The 11,039-nt window shown below is 75.1% G+C and carries 10 protein-coding genes; 7 read left to right on the top strand and 3 right to left on the bottom strand.

Annotated features, from left to right (window positions below):
- The 7 genes from CCN39_RS39800 to CCN39_RS39770 all read left to right on the top strand — a co-directional run.
- Positions 1-2,493, top strand: a 2,493-nt coding sequence (locus tag CCN39_RS39800; protein WP_086851253.1) for a thioesterase domain-containing protein, incomplete at its 5' end; no start/stop codon positions are given.
- Between the two features lies 1 nt (position 2,494).
- Complete coding sequence (locus CCN39_RS39795; RefSeq protein WP_086851251.1) at positions 2,495-3,103, top strand: hypothetical protein; 609 nt, start codon at positions 2,495-2,497, stop codon at positions 3,101-3,103.
- Entirely contained in the window at positions 3,100-4,590 is a 1,491-nt protein-coding gene (locus CCN39_RS39790) for an ABC transporter substrate-binding protein (RefSeq protein WP_086851249.1), read from the top strand. The genes CCN39_RS39795 and CCN39_RS39790 overlap by 4 nt, the downstream gene beginning before the upstream one ends.
- On the top strand, positions 4,578-5,474 hold the full coding sequence (locus CCN39_RS39785; RefSeq protein ID WP_158104590.1) for an ABC transporter permease: 897 nt from the start codon (positions 4,578-4,580) through the stop codon (positions 5,472-5,474). The genes CCN39_RS39790 and CCN39_RS39785 overlap by 13 nt, the downstream gene beginning before the upstream one ends.
- Positions 5,475-5,733: 259 nt before the next feature.
- Positions 5,734-7,692 (top strand): ATP-binding cassette domain-containing protein, encoded by a 1,959-nt coding sequence (locus CCN39_RS39780; RefSeq protein ID WP_208630595.1) that lies wholly within the window; start codon positions 5,734-5,736, stop codon positions 7,690-7,692.
- Positions 7,689-8,666 (top strand): 3-oxoacyl-[acyl-carrier-protein] synthase III C-terminal domain-containing protein, encoded by a 978-nt coding sequence (locus tag CCN39_RS39775; RefSeq protein WP_086851246.1) that lies wholly within the window; start codon positions 7,689-7,691, stop codon positions 8,664-8,666. Before CCN39_RS39780 ends, CCN39_RS39775 begins: the two co-directional genes overlap by 4 nt.
- 113 nt (positions 8,667-8,779) lie before the next feature.
- Complete coding sequence (locus CCN39_RS39770) at positions 8,780-9,100, top strand: hypothetical protein (protein ID WP_086851244.1); 321 nt, start codon at positions 8,780-8,782, stop codon at positions 9,098-9,100.
- A gap of 137 nt (positions 9,101-9,237) precedes the next feature.
- Here CCN39_RS39770 and CCN39_RS39765 read toward each other — a convergent pair whose 3' ends face one another.
- The 3 genes from CCN39_RS39765 to CCN39_RS39755 all read right to left on the bottom strand — a co-directional run.
- Positions 9,238-9,546 (bottom strand): hypothetical protein, encoded by a 309-nt coding sequence (locus CCN39_RS39765; RefSeq protein ID WP_086851242.1) that lies wholly within the window; start codon positions 9,544-9,546, stop codon positions 9,238-9,240.
- Between the two features lie 149 nt (positions 9,547-9,695).
- Positions 9,696-10,625, bottom strand: a complete 930-nt coding sequence (locus CCN39_RS39760) for an NAD(P)/FAD-dependent oxidoreductase (protein ID WP_086851240.1) — start codon at positions 10,623-10,625, stop codon at positions 9,696-9,698.
- A partial coding sequence (locus CCN39_RS39755; protein WP_143264332.1) for an ATP-binding cassette domain-containing protein occupies positions 10,626-11,039 on the bottom strand: 414 nt, incomplete at its 5' end.

Below are 11,039 nucleotides of genomic sequence, written 5' to 3'. Positions count from 1 at the left end.
GCCGAGCTGGCCGCGGTCGTCCACGCGCGCTCGGCCGGCGGCCCGGCGCCGCGCGCGCTGGCGACCCGCGTCGACCGGCGCCCGGATCCGGCCGAGCCGTTCGGCCTGCTGCCGTTGCAGCAGGCGTACTTCGTCGGCCAGCAGGGCGGCTGGGAGCTGTCCTACGACTCGGCGCACGTCTGCACCGACGTCGCCCTGTCCGAAGTGGACGCCGACCGGGCGCCTGCCGCGCTGGCCGACGCGCTGCGCCGCGTCGTCGCCCACCAGCCGATGCTGCGGGCGCGCATCCTGCCCGACGGCACCCAGCGCATCCGGCCGGACGCCGAGCTCCGCCTCGACGTCGTCGACCTGCGCGACGGCGACGAAGGCGAGGTCCTGGCGATCCGCGACCGGATGGGCAGCCATGGCCCGGACCCGGTGACCGGCCCCGGGCTGGAGATGTGCCTGGTCCTGCTGCCCGGCGGCCGGGGGCGGCTGTTCACCTCGTTCAGCCTGCCGGTGGTGGACGGCTGGTCGGCCGCGCTGTTCGAGCGCGAGCTGCTGGCCTACGTCGCCGACCCCAACACGGTGCTGCCCCCGCTGCTCGTCGACTTCGGCGACTACGCGGCGGCGCTCGCCGAGATCCGCGAAGGCACCGAGTGGGCCGCCGACCGCGACTGGTGGTGGCAGCGGCTGGACTCGCTGCCCGCCGCACCCGAGGTGCCGCTGCGCGTCCGGCCGCGGGAAGTGACCGCGACGCTCATGGCCGCGCGGGAGGCGCGGTTGCCGTCGCCGGAGTGGGCCGCACTGCGCGCCGAGTGCGCACGCCGCGAGCTGACCCCGACCGCCGTCCTGCTCACGGCCTACGCCGTCGCGCTGGCCGAAGCCGCCGGGCAGAGCCGGTTCCTCCTGAACAGCCTGCAGGCCGCCCGCCTGCCGCTGCACCCGGACGTCGACCGCATGATCGGCGCGTTCTCCTCGACCGCGCTGCTCGGCGTCGACCTCGGCGACGGCGGCGCGTTCACCGACCTGGCCCGCGGCGTGCACGGCGAACTGACGCGGTCGCTGGCGCACAACCTGGTCAGCGGCGTCGAGGTGGCCCGCGAACTCGCCCGCCGGCGCGGCAGCACGCGGCCGGTGGCGCCGTTCGTCTTCCAGAGCACCCTGGGTTTGGAGAACGCCGTCGGCGGCGAGCGCCCGGAGACCGCCGGGCCGCTCGGCCGGATCGACGTCGGCGACTACGCCCAGCACATCCGGACCCCGCAGGTGTACTTCGAGCTGCGCGTGTTCGAACTCGTCGGCGAGCTGGTGCTCAACGTCGCCGTCGTGGAGGACCTGTTCGGCGCCGAGCTGGTGGACGGGGTGTTCGTCGACGTCCTGACGCGGGTCCGCGAGCTGGCCGCGGGCCGGGGCTGGGACGAGCACGTCGGCCTGTCCGGCGCGGCCGCAGTCGCCACCGCCGAGACCGGAAGTGCCGCCGAGGCGGGCGCGCCGACCGGGGAGACCGAGCAGGCGATCGCCCGGCTCTGGGCCGAGCTGCTCGGTGTGTCCGAAGTGGACCGCTCGGACGACTTCTTCGCCCTCGGCGGGGATTCCCTGCTCGCGGTCCGCATGCTCGGCAGGCTCCCGGGCCCGGCGGTGCCGCCACGGGAGTTCCTCGCCGACCCGACCGTGGCCGGGCTGGCCCGTGCGCTGCACGCCGACGACGGCGTCGCGGTCCCGCTCAAGCCGGGCACCGGCACCCCGCTGTTCCTGCTGCACCCCTCCGGCGGTGACGTCCTCTGCTACACCGAGCTGACCCGCCGCCTCGACGCGCCGAACCCGGTCGTGGCGCTCACCGACCCGGCGCTGGTCGACGGCGCGGGCCCGGAGGGCATCCCGGAAATGGTGTGGCGGTACCTGCGGGTCATCCGGGCCTGCCGGCCGCACGGGCCCTACCTGCTCGGCGGCTGGTCGATGGGCGGCACGGTCGGTCACGAGGTCGCCTGCGCCCTGCGGGCCGCCGGTGAAGAAGTGGCGCTGCTGCTGATGATCGACGCCAACAGCCCGGAGCGGATCGTGGCGCTCGAAGGTCTCGACGCGGCGGAGAGCGAGGAGGAGACGCGGCTGCGTTACCTGCGCTCGGTCGAGTCGTTCCTCGGCTTCGACCACGGCGAGCTCGGCGCGGACGAGCTGCGGCAGCGGCTGGAAGCCGACGGGCTGACCCTCGACGAGCGGCGGTTCGAGGTGTTCGCCCGTCACCTGCGCGGCCTCGCCGGCCACCACGCGAGCCCGCTCGACGAGACCGTGCCGGTCCTGCTCCTGCGCGCGGGCGTGGTGGCCCCGCGCAACAGCCGGATCGGCATGGGCGTCGACGACTCCTTCGACGAACCGGACCTCGGCTGGCGCCCGTACGTCGCGGGCGAGCTGACCGTCGAGGAGGTCGATGCGCACCACTACACGATCCTGCACGACCCCGCCGTGGCCACGGTTGCGGCCCGGATCTCCGCCGCGCTCGAGAAGACAGGACTCTGACTTGCTGCCCAACTGGCTCTACACCCAGAACCTCCTCCCGGTCGGGGTGGTCGCCGACGCGGCGAACCCGGCGGTGCCGCGGACAGAGGTGATCGAGACGCTGCTCGGCAGCCCGCTCAACGGCGCGCTGCGGCGCGGTGGCGCGTGGGAGCAGACCGGCCGGGCGCTGGCCGCGCTCGGCACGGTGTGCCCGGAGACGGCCATCGCGTTCGCCGGGCACCTGGCCGAGCAGTACGGGGAGGCCCGGTCGGCGCCGCGGCCCTACCTCGTGCAGGCCGCGCTGCTCGCGTCGGCGGCCGTCGGGATCGCCACGACCGCGGTCCGCGCGAACCCGGACGGCGCCGCGGCCACCGCCGTGCTCACCGCGCAGGCGGGCATCCTGCGGGTGCTGAGCATGCTCGACGCGCTCGGACTGTCCGGAAAGGACACCGGCGGCCCGGTCTCGGCGAGTTTCCACACCGTGGTGCGGGGTTCCGCGCGGCTGCTCGAAACGCACTGCCCGGACGTCCTCGTGGCGACCGGCCACCCGGTGCTGCGCGACGACCCGTGGCAGGACCGCGTCGAACTGTCGCTGGCCGGGGACTGGTCCGGGTTCGGAGGTGCCGCGTGAGCCGGGAGTTCTCGCGGCGGGCCGCGCTCGTCCTGGGCGGCGGGCTCGCGCTGGCGGCCTGTGACCGGTCCGCCGGGACGTCGTCGAGCGGCGGCACCCTGCGCTACGGCACGGTCGCCGCGGGCGGGGCGACGGCGGTCGCCGACCCGCACGGCGCGCTGTTCAACGAGTCGGACTGGGTCCGGATGGCCGCGCTCTACGACGTGCTGTGCGTGCCGGGCGAGAACGGCGAGGTCCGGCCGCGGCTGGCGACGTCGTGGAGTTCGTCGCCGGACGCCACCCGCTGGCGCTTCGAGCTGCGCACCGACGCGGTGTTCACCGACGGCCGCCCGGTCCGCGCCCGCGACGTGCTGTACTCGCTGCGCCGGATCTCTGCGAAGGCGGCGGCCAACGGGGCCCGGCTCGGCACTGTCGACATCGGACAGTCCACAGCGGACGGCAACGTCCTGGAGCTGGTGACGGCGTTGCCGGACGCCGAGCTGCCCCGGACGCTGGCCGGAGTGACCTTCGTCGTCCCGGAAGGCACCGAGACGTTCGACGACCCGATCGGATCGGGACCGTTCCGGCTGGCGCGAGCGGACGCGCAGGGCATCGCCCTGGTGCGCAACGACGGCTGGTGGGGCGGCCGGACCCCGTTGGACGGGCTGGAGATCCGCGGCTTCGCCGACCCGCAGGCGCTGTCGGTCGCGGTGGTGTCGAACCTCATTGACGTCGCCGCGAACGTCAACCCGGCGACGGCCGAGACCGCCGAGCGCACCGGGCGGCTGTCGGTCGGCTCCCGGCCGGATGCGCTGACGTACCCGCTGCTGATGCGGCTGGACAAGGCGCCGTTCGACCGGCCCGGGGTGCGGCAGGCGGTGAAGCTGGCGGTCGACCGGCAGGCGCTGGTCGACACGGTCCTGCTCGGCTACGGCTCGGTCGGCAACGACGCGCCGGGCCCGTCCGACCCGTCCTGCCCGCGCGATCTCGCGGCCCCCGCGCGCGATGTGGCGAAGGCGCGCTCGCTGGCGGGCGGGCTGAGCGTCGTGCTGAACACGACCACGGCGTACCCGGGGATGGTGTCCACGGCCACCGCGGTGGCCGGCCAGCTGCGCGAGGCGGGGATCACGGTCGAGGTGCGCCAGCACCCGGCGGAGACGTACTGGACGCAGGTGTACACGGTGGAGCCGTTCTGCCTGGGCTACACGACCGACCTGCCGTTCCCGGTGTGGGTCCGCCAGACCGCGCTGAGCACGTCCGGCTACAACGAAACCGGCTGGAAGGACAGCGAGACGGACCGCGATTTCGCGACGGCGATGGCGACGACCGACCCGGCCCGCCGCACCGAGCTGCTGCGCGGCATCCAGCGGCGGATGGCCCTGGACGGCGGCTGGGTCGTGTGGGGCAGCGCGGCGGCGCTGACGGTCGCGGCTCCCCAGGTCCAGGGGCTGCCGACGGGGAGCGGATTCGCCCGGATTTTCCTGGACGGCGTGTGGTGGCAACGCTGACCCGGGCGGTTTCGACGCTGGCCGCGGTGGTGACGGCGGTGTTCCTGCTGACGGCGGCGCTGCCCCAGGACGCGGCCCAGGTCCTCGCCGGCCGCCAGGCGGACCCGACCCGGCTGGCGGCGCTGCGCGCGGAGCTGGGCCTGGACCGGCCGTGGTGGAGCCGCTTCTTCTCGTGGCTGGCCGGGCTGCTGCACGGCGACCTCGGCCGGTCCTATGTGGACGGCCGACCGGTCGGTCCGGTGCTGGCGGAGCGGCTGGGGGCGAGCGCGCTGATCGTCGTCCCGGCGTGGCTGCTGGCGGTGGTTTCGGGGGTCGTGGTGGCGCTCGTGGTCGCCCGCCGGGCGGCCGGCTCGGCGGCGGTGGCGGCGTTCGCGGCGCTGCCGGAGGTGGTGCTGGTGAGCGGGCTGGTGCTGGTGTTCGCCACGGGCCTGCGGCTGCTGCCGGCGGTGTCGCTGGTCCCGGTGGGCGGTTCGGCGTGGGACGCGCCGGAGGTCCTGGTGCTGCCGGTCCTGGGCTTGGCACTGCCCTCGGCGGCGTGGCTGGCCCGATCGGTGCGCGGCCCGGTGACGGACGTTCTGCGGAGGCCGTTCGTGGTGGACGCGCACCTGCGCGGAGTCTCCCCGGTGCGGGTGGTGGTCCGGCACGTGCTGCCGCACCTGGCGGCCCCGGTGGCCCAGGGAGCGGCCATCCTGGCGGGCGCCCTGCTGGCGGGGACGACGGTGGTCGAGTCCCTGCTGGCGTACCCGGGACTGGGCCGGCTGCTGGCGACCGCGGTGGCCGGCCGCGACGTGCCGGTGGTCCAGGCGGTGGCGCTGGTGGACGCGGTGGTGGTGCTCGGGGCGGTGCTGGTGGCGGACCGGGTCGCGAAGGCGGGAGCCCGATGAGGCCGCGGTCCCCGGCGAACGCCAGGAATGACTCATTCCTGGCGTCAGGCGAGGTGAATGACTCATGCCAGGCGCTGGCGGGCTCGGTGGCCGGGCCGGGCGTTGCTTGCCGGGCCGGGGAGCGCTTAGAGGCCGCGTCCGGGGTGGATGCCATGAATGCCGCATCCCCGGCGTTGGCCGGCTCCGCAGCCGAGGCGGGCGGCCCCGGCCGTGCCGGGGGAGCGCGGTGAGGCGGTGGTGGCCGCTCGGGGGACTCGGTGTGTTCGCCGCCGTCGTGCTTGCCGGTGCTTTCGTTCCCGGCACCACCGAGGCGACCGGGGTGCCGTGGACTCCGCCCGGGGCCGGGCATCCGCTCGGCACCGATGTCCTCGGCCGGGATGTCCTCGCGCGGACCCTGGCCGGCGGGGCCGCCGTGCTCGGGATCGCCCTTCCGGCCGGCCTGCTGGCCACCGCCCTCGGCACGCTCGCCGGACTGGCCGCCACCTCGACGGGCGAACGGCTCCTGGCCCGGCTCAGCGGGGGCGTCCTGATGCTGCCGTCGCTGTTGCTCGTCCTCATCGGCGCCGTCCTCCTGCCCTACTGGGCCGCCGTGCCCGTCGTCATGGTGCTGCTCGGTGTCCCGATGTCCGCCCGCGTCGTCCACGCGACCGCCCGCCCGCTCCGCCGCGCGGGGTTCGTCGAAGCCGCCGTCGCCCACGGTGAAAGCCCTGTGCGCGAACTGCTGCCCGCCGTCGCCGGGACCGTGCTCGGTGATCTGGGCCTGCGGATCGTCACCGCTCTGCAGCTCGCCGTCGCGGTCACCGTGCTCGGCTTCGGCCCGCCGCCGCCCGCTCCGGACTGGGCGGCGATGCTGCGGGAGAACCTGCCCGGCGCCGACCTCAACCCGTGGTCCGTGCTCGCCCCGGCGGGGGCGCTCGCCGCGCTCGCCGTCGCGGTGAGCCTTGCCCTCGACCGAGCCCGGCCCGGCCACCGGCCGAAAACAGTCCACAAAGCACCGTCCGGAAGAGACGGCCTGCACGGTGTCTGGAACGGCGGCGATCGGGTGCTGCACCTGGACATCCGCGTCGAACCCGGCACCGTCCTGGGCGTCACCGGCGCATCCGGCACCGGCAAGACCAGCGTGCTGCGCCTGCTGCTCGGCGACCTGCCCCCGGCCACGACGTCCTGGCACGGCTCGCTCACCCACCGCGGCACCACCATCCGCCCCGGGAGCGCGAGCGCCCGGCGGTGGCGGCGAAAGCACGTCGGCTTCCTGGGCCAGGACCCGGCCCTGGACCCGTTGCGGCGCATCGGTTCCAGCGTCGCGGACGGACTCCGGAAAAGCGACCCCCGGGCCGTGCGTGACCTGCTGGCCCGGCTGGGCCTGCCCGAAGGCATCGAACGCCGGTACCCGCACCAGATCTCCGGCGGCGAGGCGCAGCGGGTCGCGCTGGCCCGGGCGCTCGCGGCCGATCCGGACCTGCTGGTGCTCGACGAACCGACCAGCGCGCTCGACGGCGAAACCCTCGGCCGCGTCACCGCCGCGCTGGCCGGGCGCACCGCCGTCGTGGTCAGCCACGACCGGGACTGGCTCGCCCGGGTCGCCGACGACGTGCTCGATCTCGGCCAGGAGTCCCTGCCCCTCGAACGGACGGCCGTCCGCGTCGGCGAGCCGGTGTTCCGCGGCGGCGGGCTGGAACTGCGCGAGGGCGAACTCGTCGTGCTGCTCGGCAGGTCCGGCGCGGGCAAGACGACCCTGCTGCGGCACCTGGACCGCGCCGGCCTGGTCCGGCGGGACGGCTGGGTCCGGCCGCGGCCCGGCGAGGTGGAACTGCTCCGGCAGGACGCGTTCGGCGCGCTGAACCCGGCCCGCACCCTGGCCGGCTCGGTGGGGCGGCCGCTGCGGGTGCTCCACGGCGTGCGGCACCCCCGCCCGGAAGCACTCCGGCTGCTCGGCGAAGCCGGTCTCGGCCCGGAGTTCGCCGGACGGCGACCGGACCAGTGCTCGGGCGGGCAGCGCCAGCGCGCCGGGCTCGCGCGGGCGCTGGCCGCCCGGCCCCGGGTGCTGCTGGCCGACGAGCCGACGTCGGCCTTGGACGCGGCCACCGCCGGGGTGGTGCTGGCCGCCCTGGACCGCCGCCGGGCCCGCGGCCTCGCGGTCCTGCTGGTGACGCACGACGGTCGGCTCGCCGCGCGGGCCGACCGGGTACTGGAACTCGAAGAAGGGCAGCTGCGGTGAAGTTCGACGACGTCTGGATCCAGGGCACCGGCCGGTGTGCCGGGGAGCCGCGACCGGTGCCCGGGCACGTCACGGCCCACAGCGGGATCGTGTCCGTGGCGTGGTCCGCGCTGTCCGGTCCCGAGCTCGCGGTCCGCGCCGGACGGCAGGCCGTGGACGCGGCCGGGCCCGGGGCCATCGGGCCGCACCTGCACGGGGCGATGGCCTACCCCGGCCTGGACATCTGGTCCGCTTCCTGCTGGGTCGCCGACCGGCTGCTGACCGCGGCGCCCGCGATGTCGATGCAGTTCTCCGCGCTGTGCAACACGTCCGCGGCCGGGATCGAGACGGCGGCGAGCCTGCTGGCCGGGCGTCCCGACTTCGCGCGTGCCCTGCTCACCGTGGGCGACCGCTTCCCCGAGAGCGCGATCGACCGCTTCGAGGTCGACCCGGAGATCGCGCTCGGCGACGCGGGCGCGGCGGCGGTTCTCGGCCGCGGCGGCGGCCTGGCCCGGGTGCTCTCCTGCGTGTCGCGCACGGATCCCTCGCTGGAAGGTCTCCAGCGCGGCGACGAGCCGTTCCGGGACCGCCCCGCCGGCGGACCGGCGGTGGTGCGCAAGCGGACCCGCCAGTTCTTCGCCGCGGGCACGCGCACGCCGGCGTCGGTGGTGCAGGCGCACGTGGCGGGGGTGCGGACGGTGGCGGAGGCCGCCCTGGCGGAAGCCGGCACGAGCGTCGGGGAAGTCCGCTGGGTCGTCCCGCCGTTCGTGGGGCTCAACGCGTTCGAGCACGGCTACGAGCGGCCGCTCGGCCTGGTTCGCGAGCGCACGCTGCTCGGCCTGGGGCTGCGGCTGGGGCACCTGGGCGGCAGCGACCACCTGTACGCCCTCGACCACCTGCTGCGCGCCGGGCTCGCCGAGCCCGGCGACAAGATCGTGCTGATCGGGGTCGGCGGGGGCTTCACGTTCACCTGCGTGGTGCTGGAAATCCCCTGATTTCCCGGACGAACTTTCTCCGATCGCGCCGTTATCTTGATGGATTCGCGGCGGTTCGGCGGCGGCTAGCCTTCCTTCTCGTCGAACTCCCGACAATCACGAAGGAACGAAAAATGAACCTTGTTGAGACCGCCGCGACCAAGCTGTTCGCCGAAGGTGCCGCGGTGCGCCCGCTCGAGTTCCCCAGCGCCGAGACGCCGGTGAGCTGCGCGACGTTCGACGTGTTCCGGGTGGCCCAGGTCGGCTGGGCGGCGCTGCACGCCGCGGAAGCGGCGACGGACCACGCCGCCGCCGGCCGCGCGGCCGCCGCGCTGATGCGCGCGCACGGCTTCGGTGGCTACGACGACGCCGCCGGCCTGCCCGCGCAGGGTGCCGTGGCGTTCGGCGACCAGTCGACCGCCGACCTGATCGCGCTCCGGTCGGCCATGGCCTGATCGCGCCGCCGCCGGGCATCCCCCCGCACGCTCGAGGTGTGGGTGGGGTGCCCGGCTTTCCCTTTTCCGCAAGGACAAAGCGAAACGGCCGTCCGGTGGAGAGGGCATCCACCGGACGGCCGTTCGCGGGCCGAGGTTCAGCAGTGCGCCGCACGCGCCGCGATCAGGTCGGTGACCGCCACGCTGCCCGACGGGGCGCAGGTGACGCCGCTGTCGGCCACCGCGTTGCCACCGAAGCCGCGGACCAGGTCGGCCGCACGCTCGGCCCAGTGGGCCGCGGCGTGGTGCAGACCCGCCATGCGGGCGAGCTGGGCGGTCAGCTCCGCGCCCTCGACGGTGGTGGCACAGCTGGTCGGCGAGACGCTGCGGACCAGGCCCAGCGGCTCCAGCACGCCACCGTCGGCGGGCACCTGCCGGACGGCAGCGGTTTCGATGACACTCGTCATGGAAGTCAATCCTTTACGGTTTTGGGGGCAATGCGCTTTCGAAGATAATCAGCCGAATGCGTTGCCGGCCGATTCCGGGTTCCTTTCCCCGCGAGGCGGACACCCGGTTCGCCCGCTGAGGAAGGATCTCCACCGGAAGGCTGATCCGGTCAGCCGGGGATCGGCACGTCCACCTCCGCGCGGAACAATTCCTGTTCCAGCCAGATTGCCGCTTTTGCGCCGTCCGCCGCGCCCGTGATCACGAACGGCGTCGGGCCCGGCAGCTCGGCCTGCCGGGCGGTGTCCCCGGCCGCGTAGACACCCGGGACCGTCGTCTGCTGCCTCGTGTCGACCAGCACGCAGCCGTCCGGCAGCAGCTCACAGCCCAGCCCCGCGGCCAGATCCGCGTGCTGGCGCTGGGCGGGCCGGTGGAACACCGCCGACCGCGTCAGCGGCGCACCGGACGCGAATTCGATGGTGACGTCGCCGTCCTCGCCCGCCAGCCGGGTGACCGGGTCCTCCCGGACTTCGATGCCGGCGCGCCCCAGCGCCTCGCGCAGCTCCGGGCCGACCTGCAGCGGCCCGTTCGCGCACAGGACGAGGTCCTTCGCGAACCGGTCGGCGAGGTAGAGGGCCAGCATCGACTGCGAGAAGTCGCCGCCCAGCACCGCCAGTGCCCGGTCCGCCGCCTCGAACCCGTGGCAGAACGGGCAGTGGTAGAGACCCCTGCCGAACAGTTCGGTGACGCCGTCGATCTCCGGCAGCGCGTCGACCTGCCCGGTCGCCAGGATCACCCGGCGGGCCCGCACCGAAGAACCGTCGGCGAACTCCGCGGTGAAGTCGTCGATCGTGCCGCGCAGACCGGTGAGCAGCCCGTCGCGGACTTCGACCGTCGGGTACGCGGTGAGCTCCGCGCGGCCGATCCGGCGCAGGGCCGCGGGCGAAAACCCGTCCCGGGACAGGAACATGTGCATTTCCGCCGCCGGGGCGTTGCGCGGCTCGCCGCTGTCCACCAGCAGCGCCCGGCGGCGCTGCCGCCCCAGCGTCTGCGCCGCGTTGAGGCCGGCGGGGCCACCGCCGACGACCAGCACCTCGAACATTCAGTCTCCTTCGGTGTTCCGGCCGGCGGGGATCCGCCAGCCGCGGGCGTTCTCGCGCAGGGCGTGGAACCGGGCATAGCGGCCGCCGAGGCGCAGCAGCTCGTCGTGGCGTCCGCGTTCGGTGATGCGGCCGCCGTCGAGCACGAGGATCCGGTCCGCGGCGCGCGCGGTGGCCGGCCGGTGGGTGACGACCAGCAGCGTGCGCTCGCCGCGCAGCTCGGCCAGCGCATCCGTGACGGCCCGCTCGGCGGCGGCGTCCAGTGCCGCGGTCGGCTCGTCCAGCAGCACGATCGGCGCGTCCTTCAGCAGGGCGCGGGCGATCGACACCCGCTGCCGCTCCCCGCCGGACAGCTGCGTGCCGCCTTCGCCGACGCGCATCCGGGTCATCAGCGCGCCGATGCCCGCCCGGTCCGC

Origin of the sequence: Amycolatopsis kentuckyensis (genome assembly GCF_002155975.1) — a bacterium.
In the GTDB taxonomy this organism is placed as follows: domain Bacteria; phylum Actinomycetota; class Actinomycetes; order Mycobacteriales; family Pseudonocardiaceae; genus Amycolatopsis; species Amycolatopsis kentuckyensis.
Note: the sequence above shows the minus strand (reverse complement) of the source record. Positions and strands in the feature narration are given on the sequence as shown.